Source organism: Leptospira congkakensis (assembly GCF_004770265.1).
GTDB classification, from domain to species: Bacteria; Spirochaetota; Leptospiria; order Leptospirales; family Leptospiraceae; genus Leptospira_A; species Leptospira_A congkakensis.
Map to the genome: position 1 here is coordinate 47,722 of NZ_RQGQ01000013.1, position 19,684 is coordinate 67,405.

Below are 19,684 nucleotides of genomic sequence, written 5' to 3' on the forward strand. Positions count from 1 at the left end.
GGGATCATACCCCCAAAGAATCATCCTGTTACGGTTTTAAATAGAAAGCAGCGTGAGTTCCAGAACTCGCACCCGATGCAGAAATAAGTCCAGTCCGAGTCATAACCTTAGCACACTCTGCATTGGCATTTCCAGGCATACACATTCCAATCGCAGCAGATTTGGTGTTGGTGGTATCTAACAATTTTTGGACGTCGAAATAAACTGGATTTGCTGACGGAATCCAACCTCCCCCTTGGGCGGAAGTCACGCGAATTGTAGACCTATTGGGAAGTGAGCAGGTAACCGCAGGAGCAGTTCCCGTACAACTGGCACTCCCTAAATGGAATGTAGATGCTACCGTAGAACCAGAATCTGTTGTCTTCCAATCAAATTTCATGAAGATAAACCCACTGAGCCAACTCCACTGCATCTTCGTTACATTGAACGGAGCCGATACAGTTGTTTCCGTCATATGGTTTAAACTATAGGGAACTCCAACCTTAAACTCGAGTCCTATTACATTTCCAGGAGCTCTTGTTGTGCGGATGATTTTATTTGTTTCTGCCGTGCCTTCCGCCGAACAGTCACTTGTTCCATCTTCGAAGTCAAGTAAGACCACAGAAGAAGTTTGCCATTTCCCATCGGGAACTAAAGTTGCATCGACAGTAGTGCCATCACTTAGTACATATTTTACATCATGGACGTAAAATCTTGCATCTTTAATATATAGACCATCACTCCCAGAAACACTAACACCTGCGACAGAACTAACTTCTGCCCCACACTTCACCCCAGGTTTACCTGCTGCGACGATTTCAAAAGGAATTTCTGTATTTAGAGAACTTAACACAACCAACCCGGCGAGTAAGTTGGTATTTTCTTCCTTTTTCCCAGTCAAAATCTCACATCCAAAAACCGAAAGGAATGCGAAGAGAATCAAAACTATCAATTTATATGAATTCATTATAATATCCTATTTTTCTAATCTATCTTTCATAATTGCCGAAAGATTGGCATTTTAAATTAGAATCTTAGATACGAGGTGGACGTAATAGAGAAGGAACCCTTCCATCGAGAAGAGTTGATGCGGGTTCATTAATTGTATAAGAAAAAACAGAAGGTGTCTCTAAACCAAATGTTAAACTTGGTTTATCCATGGTTTGGTGGTGTGAACGTAAAGTAAGGGCATCTTTTTTTTGTTTTTTGCAAGAACAAAGATGTGCCTCACCAGATTTTGCATCATGGCAACTCGGTTTGAGTGTCTCTTCGGAGCCCTTTTGGTGTTCATGAGAATGAGTTAAAGAAATGGATGTTACACGATCGTCAGAAAAAAGTTTATCTTCTGCATTCCCATGTTTTTCCTTCTTGGATCCATGGTTGCATTGGCAGATTTTTGATGCGGATTCGACACAATACCCCAGTAACCCACTCCCTAAAAATAAGAATTGGGTGCAAAGGAACAAGGCCAGACTACCGGCAATCCACCGTTTGCAGAGCATCCACCCCATGATTGGCCACCCAACCCAAAAATCGAGCCATTTTTGGACAAATTTAGTGTCCCCTCTCCTGCCCTTTGAAAACATGGTCTTGGAACCAACGCAAACGAGCTAGAGGCCATCAGATGAAACGCACGGAACTAGAACGCAGGGAAAGAGAACTGCGAAAAGCAGAAAAGAAAAAAATCCAACCTGGCGAAAAAGAAGCCATGAGCGTAGGTGATTATATCGACTCCCTTTTTGGAATGTTTCGTTATGATTCGGATGAAATTTTCAATGCATCCGATGATGAAAACATTCTAGAACTTCTGGAAAACATGAAAATGGAACACCCAGAAAAACAATGGGACGTGATCATCCGCAAGGCTGTGAACAAAACAAAAGTAGAACAAAAAGAAAAGGCTTACGACTCCCTTCGCATCCTAGCAGGAATTCCTGCAGTCACAGCTTAATTCCTTTTTTTTCTCAGACAAACAGATTTACAAGGGAAGGTCTTCGTCTTATACTGTGACCTTCCTGTATGAAACAGACATTCACCTTCATTCTGTTATGTCTCTTCTATACGAACCTATCCGCTGACCCAAAAACTTGTCCTCAAATAAGTCCGGTTCCTTTTTCTTCCACCAAGGGCAATCCTTATGATCTTTCTGATCATTTAGTTTATTTCACACAGAACACTTCCATCCATTCTGTTAGCGAAGTTTCGAACTTATTTCAGACTTTACCTTTGCAAAATTCTAAAGGGGTGATCCCGAATTTTGGAAACACAGACAAACAGTATTGGTTTTGTTTTGTCATTCACAATGATGAAAATGATTACAAACGAGTCGTCACCTATATCAAATACCCACTATTAGATGATGTTAAATTTTTCGCATTACGAGAATCAGGCGAAGTTACAAAAAACCAACAAGGAAGGTTATTTCCTTTTGGGTATAGAGATAGGGATTACCGAGGTTTTAGTTTTGTTAACGATTTGTTACCTAGTGAAACAGTAACTTTTTTTATCGGTGTAAAAACAGATAGTTCGATGTCCGTTCCTCTTATGATTGCTGAGGAAAAAAAATTCAACAGTTTTGCTTCTTTAGATACCTTACTGCAAGGAATTTATTTCGGAATCGTTGGTGTTATGACCATATACAATCTATTTGTATATTTTATGGTTCGCGATAAAGCATATATCTTTTATGTATTGTATTTGTTTATTTCGACAATCTTATTTCAACTTTCTTTACAAGGATTGTTGCCTGTTTTATTTTTCCCAAATTCTCCTGAATTTGTATATGATACACACAACCTTTTATACATTTTATTTTTACTCACCTGTTTTCCTCTAAGTATCACTTTTATGAACTTAAAAACCAATGCTCCACTCATTCGCAAATGGTATTTGGGGTTAATGATCCTTCCTCTTGTTTGTTTATGCCTTTTGCCTTTTTTACCTTACCGACTTATGAACCAAACAGGAGATATTTTTTCTTTTTTACTCGCATTCTTTGCTTTATTTGTTTCTTATTACGTTGCTTTTATCAAAAAATTTCCACCGGCTAGATTTTATTTTTATGGATACTTGATGGTGATAGTGGGTGGCCTCGCAACGGTTCTCAAATATATGGGAATTTTTCCGGTAAATACCTTCACAGAAAATTCATTCCAAGTAGGTATGGCGATCGAAGTTTTACTGATGGCCTTTGGACTTGGCGACAGAATCTCCGTGGTTCGCAAAGAAAAAGACAAAATCCAACTCAAAGCAGAAATCAACAAACAAAAGTTAATTGCTTATGGCAAAGAACTCAAATTAGCCCAAAAACTACAAGAGTCCACACTCCCCCAAATCCTACCCAAATTTCCTGGCCTTGTGATCAAAACTGGATATTTTCCGGCTTCTTTGGTGGGTGGGGATTTTTATGATCTCACCGTATTTGGCAAACATCAAATCTGTTGTTTGATTGCGGATGTAACCGGTCACGGTGTACCAGCTGCGATCGAAGCCGCCATGTTAAAAATTGCCTATATGCAAACCTTGGCTTTTGCCAACAAACCTGGAAAGGTTTTGGAAAGTATCAATGTTTCCCTTGTTGGTAATTATAAAAATCAATTTCTCACTGCGAGTGCCCTTTTTATCGACTTGGATTTGAAATTGTTGAAGGTCTCAAATGCAGGACATCCCGCCTTATACAAGTTTAACGAAAGTTCTACATCCATTGAAGTGATCCGACCCAAAGGAAAACTCATTGGATTTTCAAAAGATGTCCAATATCCAGAAGAAACTCACAAACTAACAACAGGTGATAAAATTTTATTATTTACCGATGGAATTTGGGATTTGTGGGAAAACGGCGACTCGGGAGAAGAGGAATTACTGCGTTGGTTACTGGTTAGAAAAGCTGAATCCGTAGAATCTTTGTATGGTGGGATAGATGAACACATTCGCCTACGGAACAAAGAAGGTCCCGCAGACGATGATATAACATTTATTCTATTTGAAATTACTTAACAGAAAATGCGGACTAAACGTCCGCATAAATTGCCGCATTCAATAGTCGGGAAATATTGTCCAAATTACGAGAAATATCACGATAAAGAAGAGCTGGTAACAGATTGTCTTTTTTCTGATACTTTTTCTTCTTCACTTTAGAATCATTCTTTTTCACAGAACGAATCATTTGGAATCGGTATTCACGACTTTGGTTACGAATCTGCGGGTTACCAAGGATATCGAAAGTTTCACTTTGGTCCAAGTTCACAAGTAGAATGTCGTAGTGGTGTTTGAGTAAATCAATTTGGTCTTTTACAGTATGACCGAACGTTTTGTCCAGGGATACTTTTTGACGGTGTGATTTTCTCATTTTTCTAGCAATGGATGCAAAGTTATCACCCATTTCTTCCACAGCCTTCACTCGTTCCATAATACCCAAAACATCTTTCGCATAGTTACCAGTCACACCGGTCTCTTGGATTTGGTTTAGGTAAGTCAAAACTTCTGTTCGAACTTGGTCTAACTCTTCTTCTTTTTTTAGTACCTGAAGGACACGAGTGGCATCGTAAGGTTGTAATAAAATCTGTTCTGTCAAACGAAGGAAATCGTATGTATCGCGAATGATTTTTTTTGTGAACTCAACAAGTTCCACCATCGCAAGTTCTGTTGTTTTCACAGCACCAGCTTGCAAAAGTCGAATGGAATCTTTGTCTTTTCCTGTTTTGGATGCAAGTCCATCCACAATCGCACTCACCACTTTGGAGATTGTATTCACAAACCAAATAAGGATTAAAGTGTTCGTGATGTTGAACATTGTGTGGAATAAAGAGATATGGAATCTAGTTGATTCTTTATCTGTGAGTGGGTCACCAGGAACTAAGTCATCTACAATTCCTGTGAAAAGTTTAAAGAATATAAGTGCCCATATCACCCCAAACACATTGAATAATGTGTGGGCAAGCGCTGCTTTTTTAGCATTTCGATTCCCCGGGATGGCCGCAAGGTTTGCAGTGATGGTAGTTCCAATGTTTTCACCAAGGATCATACCGTATGCTGCATCGATTGGGATGTAACCTGAGAATGCAAGAGTGATGGTGATCGTTGTGGAAGCAGAAGAAGATTGGATAACAATTGTTAACAAAGCTCCAATGAGAACAAACAACAATATGGTGTTGAATCCCATATTTGTATACTGTTGCAAAAAGAAAAAACTATCCGGATCTTTTGCACTATCGGGAACGGAACTTTTTAAATAATCCAATCCTAAAAACAAAAATCCAAACCCAATGAGGAAACTTCCCCAACCGGATCTACTTTCCTTTCTAGAAAAATTTAAGATCACTCCAAGAGCAACTGCCGGTAAAGCAAACGATGCAATGTTGAACTTAAATCCTAAAAAAGATACAATCCATGCAGTGATGGTGGTTCCAATATTGGCCCCCATGATGACACCGATGGCTTGTGCGAGTGAAATTAAACCAGCATTGACAAATCCAACCACTAGAACGGTGGTTGCCGAACTGGATTGTATTGTAGATGTAATAAATAGTCCGCTGAAAACAGCAGAGACTCTGTTTCTCGTCATAGACGAAAGAAAGGAACGAAGCCGATCTCCCGCCACGCGTTGTAAGGACTCACTTAGTAATTTCATCCCGTAGATGAAAATCCCGAGCCCACCTAAAACTTGAATAAGTAGTGACCAATTCATAGATGTAATATTTCCAAGGTTTAATTTCTTTGATTACAATTTGGTACCAACCTTTTATTCGGTTGCAGTATTTTTTTCCGTTGGTACTTTGTAACCAATATGTCAAAAACCATCAGCAAAGGAATGGTTGTAGGATTTTCCTATCACCTAAAGAACGCCCAGGGAGAAACTCTGGACCAATCAGACGAACCACTATTATACCTCCACGGCTGGCAAAATATCATTCCCGGTTTGGAAAAAGAACTAGAAGGATTAGTGAACGGAGATTCTAAAAATGTAACTGTACCACCTGAAGATGGTTATGGGACATATAACGAAGCTCTGATCTTTCAAGTTCCCAAAACGGAACTTCCTGCGGAAGCAGAGTTAGAAGTGGGAATGGAATTCCAAACGGACACTCCCGAAGGTAGAATGGTTCTATACTTACAAGAAGTTCGTGATGCAGATGTCATTTTGAACGGCAATCACCCGTTAGCTGGAGAAACACTCCACTTTGCGGTTACAATTAAGTCCATTCGCGAAGCAACGGAAGAAGAATTGCAACACGGTCACGTGCACGGTCCAGGCGGACACCACCACCACTAGAATTCTCTTTTTTCGTAATTTTCTCTCTGGGTCTTCTTTCAGATTGCTTTTTTTAGAAAGGGTAATTACACTGACAGAAGATTCAGAGTATTGTTGATTTTCACCGCCGAAGTAGTCCTTTCAAGCTTGCACGCTGGTAGCTTTCCTAAGTTTTTCCCTGCATTTTTCTGGAGTTCTTACCCAAAATCCCTATTTAGGGTTCCGACGATTGTAAATCTAGAATTCCCGAGTCAACTTTAACAAACAGGACAAAAACTATGTCAGTAAACATTTACGTTGGCAACCTCTCTTACGATATGACTGAAGGTAAACTCAGTGAGCTTTTCGGAGCACACGGAGCAGTAACTTCTGCAAAAATCATCACTGACCAGTATTCTGGCCGTTCTAAAGGTTTCGGATTCATCGAAATGAAAGATGGAAAAGAAGCTGATAACGCAATTAAAGAACTTAACGGAAAGAACATTCTTAACCGTGAGATGAAAGTAAACATCGCAAAACCTAAAACAAACAACTGGAGATAATCCAAGTTTGCTGAAAGGCCGTCGCTTAACTAAAGGTTATGCGGCGGTTTTTTTGCCCAATTCGTTTTTGAAAAATAAAAAGAACTAATACAAATCCTTTTTTAAATAAATCCCTTTTCCTTTCACTCTTTCACTTACCCTCTACAAAACCAACTGGTATTTCGCTTTCATCTTCTCGATTTGTTCTTCTGGAATTTGATGTATATTTTTTCCGCCATGCCGATTCTCCACAGTCACAACATGAAGTCTATATCCAAATTCTTTCGCCAATTGAGTGTAAGGTGAAAGTTCCCAATCTAAAGTAAATGTATTGTCTACAATCACAAAAGGAACACCATGTTCGAGAGCTTGTTTTGTTTTGGATTCGCAGTCTTTGTACGCTAAATGATTTTTTTGATAATCAAAATGATAATCACCAACTTCATTTTCAAAATAAGAATCAATCGAAAAGATAGGGGCTCCATTCGTAAGAGAAAGGGCTTTTGCCAAACTGGTTTTTCCGGAACCAGGAATTCCTCTTAAAGCAAGTAATGTTTTGTTTGTATCGATGTTACTGAGATCGGTTCTCAAATCTTCTGATTTCTTAGATTCCATTTTCTAAATCCTAGTTCTTTTTCACCTTAGGGAAAGAGAAAAATCTCGCCTGGAATGATTCTATCTGAAAGAATAGAACAGAAACAAGGAGACTTTTGTGTCATACGAAGCTTATAAACTCATCCATATTTTCGGAATGTATCTTTTATTTTTATCTCTCGGGGGAATCACTCTCTACACAGTCAATGGGGGAAAAAAATCGGAGAACAAATTCAAAACTGTGGCGGCCATCACTCATGGAGTAGCCCTCCTACTCATCATCGTTGCCGGATTTGGCCTTATGAAGTTTCGAGGAATTTCTCATTCCGCACTTCCAGTTTGGGTGATTTTAAAAATCGTCATCTGGCTTGCGTTTGGTGGACTTTTAGCAATGGCTTCCAAAAAAGAAAAATTTGCCAAAATCCTTTGGTTTGTATTTCCTCTTTTAGGTTTAGCTGCGGCTTACCTCGCTTTCTACCAACCGTTTTAATTTTCTAAACCACACCCTCCCGTAGATTCTAACACGGGAGGGTCTCAATTTTTCATTCTTACCTTTTTCTTTTTCTATTCTCAAATCTAACTCTGTCTACATAAAGAAGACAATTGATGTAAATTGGATCTAGGACGGAATATGATGGAGAAACGAATCGAAACCGACTCTATGGGTGAAATTGAAGTAGAAAGCTCTCGTTATTGGGGTGCACAAACAGAACGTTCCCTCCACCACTTCCATATCGGCAATGATAGATTTCCAAGAGAAATGATTCGAGCTCTTGGAATTTTAAAAAAGTGCGCAGCATTAACAAACAAAGAGTTAGGTATCTTATCTCTAGAAAAAACGGAACTCATCGTCAAAGCGGCAGAAGAAGTCATTGTCGGAACTTTAGATGATCACTTTCCTCTTGCCATATGGCAAACCGGATCGGGAACACAAACCAATATGAATGTGAATGAAGTCATTTCCAATCGTGCCATCGAAATGGCAGATGGAGTTATGGGTTCCAAAAAACCCATCCATCCCAATGATGATGTTAACAAAGCCCAAAGTTCCAACGATACCTTTCCGACAGCCATGCACATTGCCTGTGCCGAACAATTGGTTCACAAACTCATTCCCGCCTTACAAACACTTCACGATACCTTCGAAAAAAAATCAAAAGAGTTTGGCAAGATCATTAAAATTGGCCGAACCCATTTACAAGATGCCACACCACTCACTCTCGGTCAGGAATTTTCAGGTTATGTACAACAACTCTCCTATTCCATAGATAGAATCAAACGGGTGTTACCATCTGTTTACCGATTGGCACTTGGCGGAACGGCTGTGGGAACAGGACTCAATACCCATCCTGATTTTGCAGCGGGAGCAGCGGCGGCAATTGCTAAAGAAACAGGACTTTCTTTTATCACTGCAGAGAACAAGTTTGAAGCACTTGCTGCCCATGATTCGTTAGTCGAAGTCAGTGGAGTTTTAAAAACTATTGCCTGTTCTCTGATGAAAATTGCAAACGACATTCGTTGGTTGGCCTCTGGCCCACGCTCTGGGATTGGAGAAATCTCCATTCCCGAAAATGAACCAGGCTCTTCCATTATGCCAGGAAAGGTCAATCCCACACAATCGGAAGCCATGACTATGGTTGCCGCTCAGGTCATTGGAAATGATGTGGCCGTGAATCTAGGAGGATCTTCCGGCAATTTTGAACTGAATGTGTTCAAACCACTGATTATTTTTAATGTCTTAAATTCCATACGACTGTTAGCGGATGCAAGCGTCTCTTTTGAAGAACATTGCGTAAGAGGAATTGAACCGAACCTCGAAACCATAAACCAAAATTTGAATCGTTCGCTGATGCTTGTGACCGCACTCAATCCATATATTGGTTATGACAAGGCAGCAAAGATTGCGAAAACAGCTCATAAAGAAAATTCTACTTTGAAAGAAGCAGGAATCAAACTAGGAATCCTCACTGGAGAAGAATTTGACGAATGGGTGAAACCGGAAGAGATGATCTCTCCTCAAGAGTAGTTTTTGCCCTTAAAGATCAAATAAAACAATAAATTAGTATATCATAATATAATGACTTACAATAAATGATACATATCTTCCATAATAAAGTGATTGACTTTTTTAACCAATTCTTTTTATTTGGCCTTGTCTAGCTCTTATAGAGACGGGGGAACCAAATTTTGGGGCGTACTGCTATTGCAGAGGATATCTCTCAATCCTAGCCCGACAGCTAACCTCGGAGACTTTGAGGGAAGGTAAACAACCTTCCACAAACTATTTTTTGTAAGGAAGGAAGTTTATGAAGTCCTCACTATTTTATACCCTAGCGGTAGCCATTTTTTTCGGCGCACTCGCTTTCGTTTTTTACCTCGGTAAGTTGTATTTCCCACTCAATCACGGTTTGAATCCTTTGAGCCTAGAAATCAATTTTTCTCACTTCTTAGTTGGCTTTGTGGCTCATTTAAAATCTCCCTTCGGGCGATTGCTTCTGCAAATCCTACTAATCCTTGTTACATGCAAAATCTTTTCGTTTTTGTTTTCGTTAATCAGGATTCCGAGCGTAATCGGAGAAATCACGGGAGGTTTGGTACTCGGCCCTTCACTACTTGGTATGTTGGCACCAGAATTTTCCGAGATGATCTTCCCTGCATCTTCCATGGGTTCCTTGAAATTACTCAGCCAAGTGGGTTTGATTTTTTTCATGTTTCTCATCGGGCTAGAGACCGACTGGAAAAATTTACATGGAAGTTTACATACCGCTGTTGTCATCAGCCATGTATCGATCATGTTTCCCTTTTTACTCGGTGTGATTTCTTCTTTATTTTTATTTGAAACACTAGCACCAGAAAAAGTTTCCTTTCTATCATTCAGTCTCTTTTTGGGAATTTCTATGTCGATCACCGCTTTCCCTGTGTTAGCGCGAATCATTCAGGAAAAAAAATTAAACACTGAGAGATCGGGAGTTCTCGCAATCACATGTGCCGCAGCGGATGATGTCACGGCATGGCTGATTTTGGCTTTGATTTTAGGACTCACTTCTTCCGATTCAATGTCTGGGGTTCTGCTTTGTTTTTTTGGAGTGGTCCTCTTTCTTTATCTAGCATTCAAATATGTTAGAACAAGGTTTGCGAGTAGTCTTTCAAAATTAGAAAATATAGATTTTCTACCAAACTATATCGTATTTTTTCTTTTTATTTGGCTCACTTTTTCATCCTTATTTACGGAATCAATGGGCATTCACTCATTGTTTGGAGCATTTATCGCTGGTTCTACGATCCCAGCAAATCATAAAATCAGAAAAATCATCATTAATAAATTCCAAGATGTAAGTGTAATCTTTCTCCTACCTTTATTTTTCGCATACTCTGGTTTAAAAACTCAAATTGGTCTTTTATCAGATCCAAATTTATTTTTGATTTGTTTATTAATTCTGTTTGTTGCCATTTTTGGAAAGTTAGGTGGCAGTACCATTTCCGCAAGGTTTTTGGGAGAAACATGGAAGGATTCCCTCATCATCGGTATTCTGATGAATACACGAGGACTTATGGAACTAATCGTTTTAAACATCGGATTAGAAATGGGAATCATCGGGCCAGAATTATTCACCATTATGGTGATTATGGCTTTGGTAACGACAGCAATGAGTGGTCCAGCCATCAATTTGGTGCAGAGACTTTTCAAAAAGAAAAGTATTCCTGATGTTGTTCCTGTTTTGGAAAACTCAGGCCAAGGTATTCATCCCAAAATTTTGATCGCCTTTGCCAGACCCAAAACAGGAATTGACTTGGTAAAACTTTGTTATAAAATTTTTCCAAACGCAAAGTTCAGAACCTTCCATGTGAACCAAAACTATAATTTTGACATTGAACAATCTCAGTATGAAATGTCCATTCTCTTCGAAAACATTAGGTTTATTTCCGCAAATGAAGGGATCCCTGTGGACTTTCAATTTTCCTCTTCAGAAAATTTTGAAACTGCTTTATGGGAACAGATAAATGAATACAACCCAGACCTTTTGATTTTAGGGTCACCTAACGTAGAATCATGGAAAGAAATCAATAAAGGTCCAATTAAAAAGATCATTAAATCTTCAAATTGTTCGGTGGCAGTATTCGTAAACAAAGGACTCGAATCATTAAATAAAATTTTTATGGAATCTGATTCAGAAGGTGCTGTTTCCATCATCAATAGTTTGGGAGGAGATCCAAGTTTATTCAAACAATGGCAAGATGGGGATCATTTTGATCCAAATCATCATGTATTTGTTAGAGATTGGAACACAGAGAAAGACTTCGAATTTCTGAAAAAGAACTATTTGATTTTGGGTAAAAAACGAAGTTAAACGTTTTCAATTTTAATCCATTTCCTTTGGTTTTCTCAAGTGAAATGTGAAATGAAAAATCTAAGATGATCCGCTCCAAGGGAAGTATTCCTTTCCTTGGTTCGATTCTCTTAAACTTAAGTTTTGATCACATTCCGAATTTTATCCCAATAATTTTGGCGCCAACCTTCTTCTACATCATCGATGAGTTCTTTCGGCACACCACGATGAGTGAGTACGAGCTCAGTTCCACCTTCAGAAGTTTCTTTTAACGTAAAAGTAGCCATAGAAAAAATTCCCTCGGGAAAATCGTTTCGTCTCCAGGCCTGGACAATTCGTTTTGAGGGTTTAAGATCCACAATGATGCCGGTAACTTTTCCAGACAGAGCAGAAAAGTTACCGCCGATACGTTTGCTGATCGTCGCCGTTTCACCAGTCAAAGCAGAGACTTTCTTTGAATCTGCGATGTACTGATAGATCGTTGTGGGAGCAGCCCTGAATTTTACTTTTTGTTTAATCGTTTTACACATCTTGGATTACCTTGTATGAATTTCCAAATCCTATTCTACACTTTCAATACGGTTTTCTGGTTTTTCTGAAAAATAAATTATTGGCATCGCAAAACCGCTCTGATAAACTCTATTAGTCATGAAATTATTAATTGCCCTACTCCTCTTTCTATTTCTCTCCTGCAAACCAGCAGATCTTAATAATTCTGGTGACCCATTCTCAAACTCTTATGTGTCGCAGAACCTTGTTTTGTGTGCTTTAGGAAAAGGATTCTGTGATCCATGTGTAGGTGTTTCAAACTATATATCATTTATGGAATCGATCGGTTCTGGTATCATGGTTGGTTTGAGATCTGTCCTTGATTCCAGTCAAAACTCTTATGTGATTGGACAGACAAATCAATTGGTCGCTGGAGCAGATGGAATCACTTCTTTTCAAGGAACCGTTGGGAATTCCCAGAATTTGATTCTATCAAAAAAAAATAAACAAGGTGGAAAGGAATGGATTAAATACTTAGGTCGAAAGTCAGACAGGCCCATTGGTATCCTTCATACAAAAAATGGAGGAATCTATTTTTTTGCATCCACTCCCACTTCATTACCTGGCCCCAAACGCTCATTTGTTGGAACCCCAGACTCAAGCAGCAATATAATTTTAGGTAAAATGAATCCAAACGGAAATCTAGAATGGTTCACTTATTTAAATAACGGAACCACTGCTACATCCGATTTACATTTGGTGGATATGATAGATACGGAAGACCAATCAGGTATTTTGCTTTTTGGAAATGCAGATACTGCGCTTGCAAATCCAGGAACCATACTTACAGCCGCTCCCTCAAATAACGATTGGTTTCTCATGAAAATTTCTTATTCGGGGGACCCAATTAGTATAAGATACTATGAAGTACCTACACCTCTCAGTAGTTTTAGGCCAAGAAAATTTGTTTCCATTCCGAATAACGGAGGTTACTACTTACAAGCTAGCGTTTTAAATACTTTTAGTTTGTATCCAAATGGATTAAATACATATACTGGATCATTTAACAATGCTCTCATCGTTAAATTAGCTTCTAACTTAAATTATGAATGGCATCGCTATTTTGGAACATCTAGTGGAGCCCCAGAAGACACACCTTTTTTTCCTATGGTCGCTCTCTCTGATTCCTCTCTTGTTTTTGCCAATAATTTCAATGTAAACATAATCACACTCGGGTTAGGTCATCCAGAAACAACTCCGACAAATTATGCAAGTTTATTCTATTCAGTGAATGCTAGTGGTGCTCTTCTATACTCTAGTTTTACTTTTGGATTAGGAGATATTGCAAAAACATATGAACTAGTCAAAAAAAATGATAACGAGTTAATTGCATTTAACGGAAGTGGGGGCGGGGCGGCAGAGAACGCAAGTATCGTGAAAATCAGTGCAACTAACTTCACAAAGCTTGCAAGTCAACCAAGACCAGGTGTATTTTTAACTTCGGGATGCCTGGTCTGCGGAAAAATCTTTGCCACCGCCTACTCACCGATAAACGTAGATGGTGCCATCATTCCTTTTGGGGCAGGTTCAGGAGTGGGAGGAGTGTTTAACTCCTACCACAGCGTGTTTTCTCCGTCTTTTTGAACCTTTTATAAATTTTTTTTCAATTCAACATTTGGAAAAAGTCATTTCCTTTGTCATCCACCACAATAAAGGCAGGAAAGTTTTCCACATCAATCGACCATACGGCTTCCATACCTAACTCTGGAAAATCGAGGACTTCTACCTTTTTGATATTTTCTTTTGCAAGAAGGGCTGCTGGTCCTCCGATGGATCCGAGATAAAAACCACCGTTCTTTTTGCAACTATCAGTGACTACTTTGGAACGATTTCCTTTGGCAAGAGAAATCATAGAGTAACCTTTCTCTTGGAAAAGAGGAACGTAACTATCCATACGACCAGCTGTGGTTGGACCAAAGGATCCCGATGGCATTCCTTCTGGAGTTTTGGCAGGGCCCGCATAATACACAGGATGGTTTTTGAAATAATCAGGAAGAGGTTCACCCTTATCCAATTTTTCCTTTAACTTCGCATGAGCAATGTCACGAGCCACAACAAGGCGACCAGACAACATGACACGTGTTTTTACAGGATACTTAGTGAGAACTTTTAGAATTTCAGGCATTGGTTGGTTGAGATTGATATGAACCGATTCTGTATTAGAATCCACTTCATCAATGGTTGGTAAAAACTTAGAAGGATCGTATTCTAGTTTTTCTAAATAGATTCCGTCTTTGGTAATTTTTGCTTTGATGTTACGATCGGCACTGCAACTCACACCAAGTCCCACAGGACAAGATGCTCCATGGCGAGGAAGTCGGATGACTTTAAAATCATGAGCCAAATACTTTCCACCGAACTGAGCTCCGATTCCTGATTTTTGAGCCGCAACTAACATCTTTTCTTCGAGTTCCACATCTCGGAACGCAGAACCAAATTTATCACCTTTCGTTGGCAAATGATCCAAATACCCAGCTGACGCTAGTTTTACGGTTTTTAAATTGGCCTCTGCAGATGTTCCCCCAATCACAACTGCAATGTGGTAAGGAGGACAAGCCGCTGTTCCTAAGTTGGATACTTTTTCCGTAATGAATTTTTCGAGAGAAGCCGGATTGAGAAGTGCTTTTGTTTCTTGGAAAAGATAGGTTTTGTTAGCCGACCCGCCTCCTTTTGCCAAAAATAAAAAACTGTATTTGTCGCCAGGAGTGGAATAAATATCAATCTGTGCTGGCAAATTGGAACCTGAGTTGACCTCGTCATACATAGTGAGAGGAACCACTTGCGAATAACGTAAGTTTCGATTTACATAAGTATTATAAATTCCACGCGAAAGTGCCTCCGCATCATCGCCACCGGTGATCACATACTCGCCTTTTTTTGCCATCACAATCCCTGTTCCTGTATCTTGGCAGGAGGGAAGTTGTTTGTCTGCAGCGATTACGGCATTTTTGAGTAAGGCCATTGCCACAAAACGATCATTTGGTGTTGCTTCAGGATCATCTAAAATTTTACGAACTTTTGTAAGATGTGCTGTTCTTAAATAAAAAGATACATCTTCCATTGCCTTTTCAGCCAGGAAGGTAAGTCCTTCCGGTTCCACTTTTAGAATTTCTTTATCACCAAAGGGAACTGTACTCACATAATCTTTTGTTAACAATTTGTATTCGGTGGTGTCCCCGTTTAAAGGAAAAGGATCGGCGTAAAAAAACTCTGGCATGGTAACCTCTATTTATAACTTCTAATTTCAAGGGATTCCTCCTTTCGTAAATGAATTTTTGCAGGGACTGTTGGAAACACCCAGAAGAATACAAATGTCCAAAAGGAAAAAATCGTTTCCATTTCCAAAAATCAGTTTATAACAAGGGAAAATGAAACAGAACCTAATCTACATATTCCTTGTTTCTGTCTCTTCTATGATTTTTGCTGAAGGTGAAGGTCGGGAAACAGAAAGGCCCGTACCAGAAGGAAACAGCAAAAAATCGGAATGGAGTTTGCTCTTAAAAAGACAAACCTACCAATACCTTCCTTATGAATACAGTTCTCTCACTGATAAAAACGAATCCATTCTCCCCACACGTTCCAGTTCGGCTCTGAAAGAAAATGGAAAGGTTCTCATTCCCTTTGTGTTCAGTTACGAAAACTTAGAAAAGGGATTCAAACTGGAACTCTCTTATTTTGAAATTGAAATCGTAAATGCAAACACCTTACTGTACCAACAATCGAATCAAGGAGGAAACCTATCTCGATTTTATCTTTCTCCAACGGCTCGCTCTGAGTTTGAACTGAACCTTTACCAAACATTTTTACTTAACAAAGATTGGAAATTGAATCTGGGAGGTGGGGTTCGTAATATCAACCGCTATCTTTACGGAAATTATTTAGGCCAAGGAACCTTCAAAGAATACTTTTTTACTTACGGCCAACAAGCCTCTATCCAAACTATCTACCAACTGAACCAAGATTTTGCACTTCACCTAACAATGGATGTATTTTATACACAAGGTACTCGATTTTTCAAACAACCAAATCTAATGGAAGACAGATTCCAATATTCATTGTCCACAGCTGGCACTGGAGGAATCTTTCGCGGTTATGAATTGGATGGTTCTCTTTCCTATTCCTTTCATCCCAATATGAAATTCTTTGTGGGTTACAATATGATTGTTTCCAAGTTCTCTTATTTAAACTACAACGAAATTCAAATCAGCCGGAGTACAGAAAATTTAGGATCCCAAAATCCTTCTCTCGCAGGAGTTTGGGAAATGAATCGTCCCCAAAAATCAGAAAACTTTGATACACTCCGAGGAATGTATTTAGGAATGATGGTGAGTTTTTAGGGGATCTTAAATGACATTTCCAGTTTTCAACTTCCAAACAAAGTCAACGGGATTTTGTTCCCTACTTGACTTAGAAACAGAAGAGTTATACAATCTCTGAACTATGAAATTCACGGTTTCCATCGATATTAATAAACCACTCGACTTTGTGATCCAAACATTTGATGATCCGGAAAATTTAAAACGATGGATGAAAGGACTTGTATCCTTTGAACCCATCTCAGGAACCCCCGGCCAACCAGGTGCCAAATCCAAACTGACTTTCAATCACAATGGCCGTAAAATGGAAATGGAAGAAACCATTACCGTAAAGAATCTACCGAAAGAATTTTCTGGAACTTACGAAATCAGTGGGATTTGGAATTTAGTGCAAAACCAATTTGAAGCCCTTTCTCCCAATCTCACTCGTTATACTTCCGTTCAAGAATTTCGTATGAAAGCACCGATGAAATGGTTTTCTCTACTTTTACAACCAATGTTTCGAAAACAATCCCTCCAACATTTGCAAAGTTTCAAACAGTTTACAGAATCTCTTTGATCCATTTGTATTTGCGCTTATAAATGTTTTCTATTTTATTCGTTTTTCGATCTCAACTGACCAACAAAATTTGTGATCGATTCCTTTAACTCAGTAACTCCTGGTTCTTCATAGGGAAAATGTCCTGCTCCTGTAAGTTCTACATATTCTTTCTTAGATGGGATTCGATCAAAGAAAGATTTGCTTAACTCCTTTGGGGTCCACGGGTCAATGTTTGGGTGCGCTAGTAGTACGGGACATACTTGAAATTTTTCAGGCTCTAACTTAGGACTATAGTTCAAAAATGTATTTAAAAAACCCAAACTTACTTTGGAGCCACCAGCATAAGGGTCTTCTGCAAATACTTTTGAAAAACTTGGATCGTTTGTAATGTATTGCATTTTGCTAAACCATTTGATGGGAAAATACATTCCATTGGTCACAAAAGAGAAAACAGAATTGATTGGCATTCCCACTCGACTGAAAAACCAATTGGAAGCAATCGCATCTCGCACTTTTGGATTTCTGGGATCAACAAGAGTTGTTACAATCAACCCATCCACCTCACCATTGTAAGCAGCGGCTTGATAAGCGAGCATTCCGCCGATACTGAGTCCAAATAAAATCAATTTTTGGTTTTTCTGTTTTTCTTTTTGAATGAATTCATTTAATACCAGAACCCAATCTTCATAAGGAACATATCTTTTATCAGATGGGATTTTTGTAAGACCAAATCCTGGTAAGTCGGGAGCCACCCATTCACAACCAAGTGACTCCAGTCCAACAGCAATACTTCCAAGGATCCTACCATTTCCCCCACCTCCGTGGATGAGAATGATTTTGCAGTCGGCATCTTTTTTTGTGTATCGATCCACATGAACTTGATAATCCATAATGGTGATAAATTCTTCTTTTGGTAAATTGTTCTTTTTAAACCTTAAATAATCTGGAAGGAAGTGTTGGTATCTATGCCAATGGGAAATTTTACTATAGCTGTCTGGTTTTTCGACGGAGGAAACACAGGAAACCAAATGACAAAAAACAAATAAACTAAATAGTCTAAGTAAGGATTTCATAAGTATGAGTTTTGAAAATTAAAATGATATGTCAACTACAGGTTAATCGCCATACCTTGAAATACCAAACAAACAGAGAGATAAAGTTTGAAAGTTGATAATGCCTAACTTTTTTTAGAAGTTACTTTCTTTGGCAGATTTTTTTCATAAATCTGAATCCAATCCTTGGGGCCTATCTTTGATACAAGCTCTCCAATCAGTTTCCAAGGCATGTCTTCTAACTTTTTAAATCGGATACAACTTTTCCCCATATCCAATTTGGTTTTACAATGTTTTGGATATTCGGTTTGGAACCATTTTAGTAATTTCTCATCTGCGTAAATTCCCATATGATAGAGGGCGAGTCCATTCTTTTGAGATGCAATATGGATAAAAGGAAGTGCTAGTTCCGGGGTTACATGATAACCTGCAGGATACGTTTTTTTAGGCACAACAAACCCAATCATTTTGTATTGGATGGTTTCCTCAAAACCTTTGGGGAGATTCTTTTTAACGATGTCTCGGAGTTTGGAAAATGATTCCCTTCGATCTTCTGGTAAGGATTGGATGTATTCGAAAGCAGTGTTTGGCATGGTATTGAATAAACTTTGTTTGGAATTAAGACCAAATAGTTTTTAAACCAGATATTTTGTATTTTTTTATTTCTAAATCTTTCGAGATAAAAATGAATTTTCTTGATAAACATTGCCATATAAGCATTCGATTAAAAGGATCTTTGTGAAAATCTTCCCTCAAATTATGGTAAGTAGAAGCTTCGTCCTGGTTTAGTTCAATGATGTTAATATTTAATTTTTCGAGAAGGTGCGGGATATCTTCTGGTTTAAGTCCTGAGAGCTTTAGTTTACCGAGCCTGAATTTTAAAGAAATTTCCCATAATGAAATTGTGCTAACTAAAATTTGATTGTTTTGATCTTTAACGATGGAAGAAACTTTTTTACTTAATTGTTTTGAATCTCCAATTACCCAAAGTAAGGCGTGAGTATCTAAAAGGTATGCCATTAGATATTTAAGAATTCTTCTTCCGTAATAGAAAAATCTTTATCAAAAGATATTTTGACTTTCCCATCAAGTAGACCAATTTTTCTATTAGCAGCGGTTTTTGGATGAATCGGAACGATCATAGCGATTGTATTCTTATTTTTGCCAAAAAGAATTCCAACTTTTTCACCTTTTTTAACGGACTCAAGAACTTCCGAAAAATGTGATTTCAGTTTACCAACGGAATAAGATTTCATAACACTTTTATTTTAATGTAAGTTGACAAGTTGTCAAGATAGTAATTGCTGCTCTATTCGAAATTATTTTCCATTTCGCAGAACATGGTTTCTCTCTTTTATTAGTCTGCGTTTTCAAAATCTGCTGCCGTTAGTGTCCAAGTTTGCTTAGCATTCAACCGCGCTCGGTCATCAAAATGATAAATATTCCTGCGCCAGCGATAGAAGCGGAAATCCGAAGGATTGGTATTCCCCCAAATAATTGGACATTAAAATAAAGCCTTCGCGAAGGAGCAATATGAATCGCGAAAGAAGAGGC

General features: G+C 38.6%; 20 protein-coding genes and 1 riboswitch. Of the genes, 10 read left to right on the forward strand and 10 right to left on the reverse strand.

The annotated features are described in order from the left end of the window. Window positions 1–28: 28 nt before the first annotated feature. Both EHQ70_RS09010 and EHQ70_RS09015 read right to left on the reverse strand, forming a co-directional pair. Window positions 29–946, reverse strand: a complete 918-nt coding sequence (locus tag EHQ70_RS09010) for an MbnP family copper-binding protein (protein ID WP_135585613.1) — start codon at window positions 944–946, stop codon at window positions 29–31. 67 nt (window positions 947–1,013) lie between these two features. Continuing rightward, window positions 1,014–1,490: an LIC_11090 family protein gene (locus EHQ70_RS09015; RefSeq protein WP_425270028.1), complete on the reverse strand. Its 477-nt coding sequence runs from the start codon at window positions 1,488–1,490 to the stop codon at window positions 1,014–1,016. 113 nt (window positions 1,491–1,603) lie between these two features. Between EHQ70_RS09015 and EHQ70_RS09020 the strand changes: the two genes are divergently transcribed. Both EHQ70_RS09020 and EHQ70_RS09025 read left to right on the forward strand, forming a co-directional pair. Then, window positions 1,604–1,930 carry an LB_289 family protein gene (locus tag EHQ70_RS09020; protein WP_135585617.1) on the forward strand — a complete coding sequence of 109 codons (327 nt, stop codon included), beginning with the start codon at window positions 1,604–1,606 and terminating at the stop codon, window positions 1,928–1,930. Window positions 1,931–1,998: 68 nt separating this feature from the next. Beyond that, the gene (locus tag EHQ70_RS09025; RefSeq protein WP_135585619.1) at window positions 1,999–3,975 is read left to right on the forward strand and encodes a 7TM diverse intracellular signaling domain-containing protein; all 1,977 of its coding nucleotides are present in this window, start codon (window positions 1,999–2,001) and stop codon (window positions 3,973–3,975) included. Between the two features lie 13 nt (window positions 3,976–3,988). Here EHQ70_RS09025 and EHQ70_RS09030 read toward each other — a convergent pair whose 3' ends face one another. Next, complete coding sequence (locus EHQ70_RS09030; RefSeq protein ID WP_135585621.1) at window positions 3,989–5,665, reverse strand: Na/Pi cotransporter family protein; 1,677 nt, start codon at window positions 5,663–5,665, stop codon at window positions 3,989–3,991. 99 nt (window positions 5,666–5,764) lie between these two features. Between EHQ70_RS09030 and EHQ70_RS09035 the strand changes: the two genes are divergently transcribed. Continuing rightward, window positions 5,765–6,250: an FKBP-type peptidyl-prolyl cis-trans isomerase gene (locus tag EHQ70_RS09035; RefSeq protein WP_135579545.1), complete on the forward strand. Its 486-nt coding sequence runs from the start codon at window positions 5,765–5,767 to the stop codon at window positions 6,248–6,250. Between the two features lie 257 nt (window positions 6,251–6,507). Next, window positions 6,508–6,771 (forward strand): RNA recognition motif domain-containing protein, encoded by a 264-nt coding sequence (locus tag EHQ70_RS09040; protein WP_035983131.1) that lies wholly within the window; start codon window positions 6,508–6,510, stop codon window positions 6,769–6,771. A 141-nt stretch (window positions 6,772–6,912) separates the two neighbouring features. Here the strand turns inward: EHQ70_RS09040 and EHQ70_RS09045 are convergent, their stop codons facing one another. Then, complete coding sequence (locus EHQ70_RS09045; protein ID WP_135585623.1) at window positions 6,913–7,365, reverse strand: ATP-binding protein; 453 nt, start codon at window positions 7,363–7,365, stop codon at window positions 6,913–6,915. Window positions 7,366–7,501: 136 nt separating this feature from the next. Between EHQ70_RS09045 and EHQ70_RS09050 the strand changes: the two genes are divergently transcribed. The 3 genes from EHQ70_RS09050 to EHQ70_RS09060 all read left to right on the forward strand — a co-directional run bounded on the left by EHQ70_RS09050 (window position 7,502) and on the right by EHQ70_RS09060 (window position 11,693). Beyond that, window positions 7,502–7,834 carry a hypothetical protein gene (locus EHQ70_RS09050; protein ID WP_208729526.1) on the forward strand — a complete coding sequence of 111 codons (333 nt, stop codon included), beginning with the start codon at window positions 7,502–7,504 and terminating at the stop codon, window positions 7,832–7,834. A 144-nt stretch (window positions 7,835–7,978) separates the two neighbouring features. Continuing rightward, window positions 7,979–9,370, forward strand: coding sequence for a class II fumarate hydratase (gene fumC, locus EHQ70_RS09055; protein ID WP_135585655.1), 1,392 nt, complete (start codon window positions 7,979–7,981; stop codon window positions 9,368–9,370). Window positions 9,371–9,487: 117 nt separating this feature from the next. After that, a riboswitch (cyclic di-AMP (ydaO/yuaA leader) is annotated at window positions 9,488–9,611 on the forward strand. A 39-nt stretch (window positions 9,612–9,650) separates the two neighbouring features. Continuing rightward, window positions 9,651–11,693 (forward strand): cation:proton antiporter, encoded by a 2,043-nt coding sequence (locus EHQ70_RS09060; protein ID WP_135585627.1) that lies wholly within the window; start codon window positions 9,651–9,653, stop codon window positions 11,691–11,693. A gap of 116 nt (window positions 11,694–11,809) precedes the next feature. Here the strand turns inward: EHQ70_RS09060 and EHQ70_RS09065 are convergent, their stop codons facing one another. Beyond that, the gene (locus EHQ70_RS09065) at window positions 11,810–12,202 is read right to left on the reverse strand and encodes an SRPBCC domain-containing protein (RefSeq protein WP_135585629.1); all 393 of its coding nucleotides are present in this window, start codon (window positions 12,200–12,202) and stop codon (window positions 11,810–11,812) included. A 118-nt stretch (window positions 12,203–12,320) separates the two neighbouring features. Between EHQ70_RS09065 and EHQ70_RS09070 the strand changes: the two genes are divergently transcribed. Then, window positions 12,321–13,805 carry a hypothetical protein gene (locus EHQ70_RS09070; protein WP_135585631.1) on the forward strand — a complete coding sequence of 495 codons (1,485 nt, stop codon included), beginning with the start codon at window positions 12,321–12,323 and terminating at the stop codon, window positions 13,803–13,805. A 19-nt stretch (window positions 13,806–13,824) separates the two neighbouring features. On the opposite strand, the gene EHQ70_RS09075 is transcribed toward EHQ70_RS09070, so the two are convergent. After that, a complete protein-coding gene (locus EHQ70_RS09075; protein WP_135585632.1) occupies window positions 13,825–15,438 on the reverse strand; it encodes a fumarate hydratase in 1,614 nt (537 codons plus the stop codon). A gap of 151 nt (window positions 15,439–15,589) precedes the next feature. Between EHQ70_RS09075 and EHQ70_RS09080 the strand changes: the two genes are divergently transcribed. Both EHQ70_RS09080 and EHQ70_RS09085 read left to right on the forward strand, forming a co-directional pair. Beyond that, window positions 15,590–16,558, forward strand: a complete 969-nt coding sequence (locus EHQ70_RS09080; protein ID WP_135585634.1) for an LA_2444/LA_4059 family outer membrane protein — start codon at window positions 15,590–15,592, stop codon at window positions 16,556–16,558. A 103-nt stretch (window positions 16,559–16,661) separates the two neighbouring features. Next, window positions 16,662–17,096, forward strand: coding sequence for an SRPBCC family protein (locus tag EHQ70_RS09085; protein WP_135585636.1), 435 nt, complete (start codon window positions 16,662–16,664; stop codon window positions 17,094–17,096). 35 nt (window positions 17,097–17,131) lie between these two features. On the opposite strand, the gene EHQ70_RS09090 is transcribed toward EHQ70_RS09085, so the two are convergent. The 4 genes from EHQ70_RS09090 to EHQ70_RS09105 all read right to left on the reverse strand — a co-directional run bounded on the left by EHQ70_RS09090 (window position 17,132) and on the right by EHQ70_RS09105 (window position 19,386). After that, window positions 17,132–18,151, reverse strand: a complete 1,020-nt coding sequence (locus EHQ70_RS09090; protein WP_135585638.1) for an alpha/beta hydrolase — start codon at window positions 18,149–18,151, stop codon at window positions 17,132–17,134. 104 nt (window positions 18,152–18,255) lie between these two features. After that, window positions 18,256–18,723 (reverse strand): DUF1801 domain-containing protein, encoded by a 468-nt coding sequence (locus EHQ70_RS09095; protein WP_135585640.1) that lies wholly within the window; start codon window positions 18,721–18,723, stop codon window positions 18,256–18,258. Window positions 18,724–18,748: 25 nt separating this feature from the next. After that, window positions 18,749–19,150 carry a type II toxin-antitoxin system VapC family toxin gene (locus EHQ70_RS09100; RefSeq protein WP_135585642.1) on the reverse strand — a complete coding sequence of 134 codons (402 nt, stop codon included), beginning with the start codon at window positions 19,148–19,150 and terminating at the stop codon, window positions 18,749–18,751. Next, a complete protein-coding gene (locus EHQ70_RS09105; protein WP_135585644.1) occupies window positions 19,150–19,386 on the reverse strand; it encodes a type II toxin-antitoxin system Phd/YefM family antitoxin in 237 nt (78 codons plus the stop codon). Before EHQ70_RS09105 ends, EHQ70_RS09100 begins: the two co-directional genes overlap by 1 nt. Between the last annotated feature and the right edge of the window lie 298 nt (window positions 19,387–19,684).

Bases quoted from the DNA above. Each gene is read 5' to 3' on its own strand.
- EHQ70_RS09075 (WP_135585632.1), bottom strand. From the start codon at position 15,438: ATGCCAGAGTTTTTTTACGCCGATCCTTTTCCTTTAAACGGGGACACC.
- EHQ70_RS09100 (WP_135585642.1), bottom strand. From the start codon at position 19,150: ATGGCATACCTTTTAGATACTCACGCCTTACTTTGGGTAATTGGAGAT.
- EHQ70_RS09035 (WP_135579545.1), top strand. From the start codon at position 5,765: ATGTCAAAAACCATCAGCAAAGGAATGGTTGTAGGATTTTCCTATCAC.
- EHQ70_RS09010 (WP_135585613.1), bottom strand. From the start codon at position 946: ATGAATTCATATAAATTGATAGTTTTGATTCTCTTCGCATTCCTTTCG.
- EHQ70_RS09045 (WP_135585623.1), bottom strand. From the start codon at position 7,365: ATGGAATCTAAGAAATCAGAAGATTTGAGAACCGATCTCAGTAACATC.
- EHQ70_RS09090 (WP_135585638.1), bottom strand. From the start codon at position 18,151: ATGAAATCCTTACTTAGACTATTTAGTTTATTTGTTTTTTGTCATTTG.
- EHQ70_RS09105 (WP_135585644.1), bottom strand. From the start codon at position 19,386: ATGAAATCTTATTCCGTTGGTAAACTGAAATCACATTTTTCGGAAGTT.
- EHQ70_RS09015 (WP_425270028.1), bottom strand. From the start codon at position 1,490: ATGGGGTGGATGCTCTGCAAACGGTGGATTGCCGGTAGTCTGGCCTTG.
- EHQ70_RS09085 (WP_135585636.1), top strand. From the start codon at position 16,662: ATGAAATTCACGGTTTCCATCGATATTAATAAACCACTCGACTTTGTG.
- EHQ70_RS09050 (WP_208729526.1), top strand. From the start codon at position 7,502: ATGTATCTTTTATTTTTATCTCTCGGGGGAATCACTCTCTACACAGTC.
- EHQ70_RS09040 (WP_035983131.1), top strand. From the start codon at position 6,508: ATGTCAGTAAACATTTACGTTGGCAACCTCTCTTACGATATGACTGAA.
- EHQ70_RS09070 (WP_135585631.1), top strand. From the start codon at position 12,321: ATGAAATTATTAATTGCCCTACTCCTCTTTCTATTTCTCTCCTGCAAA.
- EHQ70_RS09080 (WP_135585634.1), top strand. From the start codon at position 15,590: ATGAAACAGAACCTAATCTACATATTCCTTGTTTCTGTCTCTTCTATG.
- EHQ70_RS09025 (WP_135585619.1), top strand. From the start codon at position 1,999: ATGAAACAGACATTCACCTTCATTCTGTTATGTCTCTTCTATACGAAC.
- EHQ70_RS09060 (WP_135585627.1), top strand. From the start codon at position 9,651: ATGAAGTCCTCACTATTTTATACCCTAGCGGTAGCCATTTTTTTCGGC.
- EHQ70_RS09020 (WP_135585617.1), top strand. From the start codon at position 1,604: ATGAAACGCACGGAACTAGAACGCAGGGAAAGAGAACTGCGAAAAGCA.
- EHQ70_RS09030 (WP_135585621.1), bottom strand. From the start codon at position 5,665: ATGAATTGGTCACTACTTATTCAAGTTTTAGGTGGGCTCGGGATTTTC.
- EHQ70_RS09095 (WP_135585640.1), bottom strand. From the start codon at position 18,723: ATGCCAAACACTGCTTTCGAATACATCCAATCCTTACCAGAAGATCGA.
- fumC (WP_135585655.1), top strand. From the start codon at position 7,979: ATGGAGAAACGAATCGAAACCGACTCTATGGGTGAAATTGAAGTAGAA.
- EHQ70_RS09065 (WP_135585629.1), bottom strand. From the start codon at position 12,202: ATGTGTAAAACGATTAAACAAAAAGTAAAATTCAGGGCTGCTCCCACA.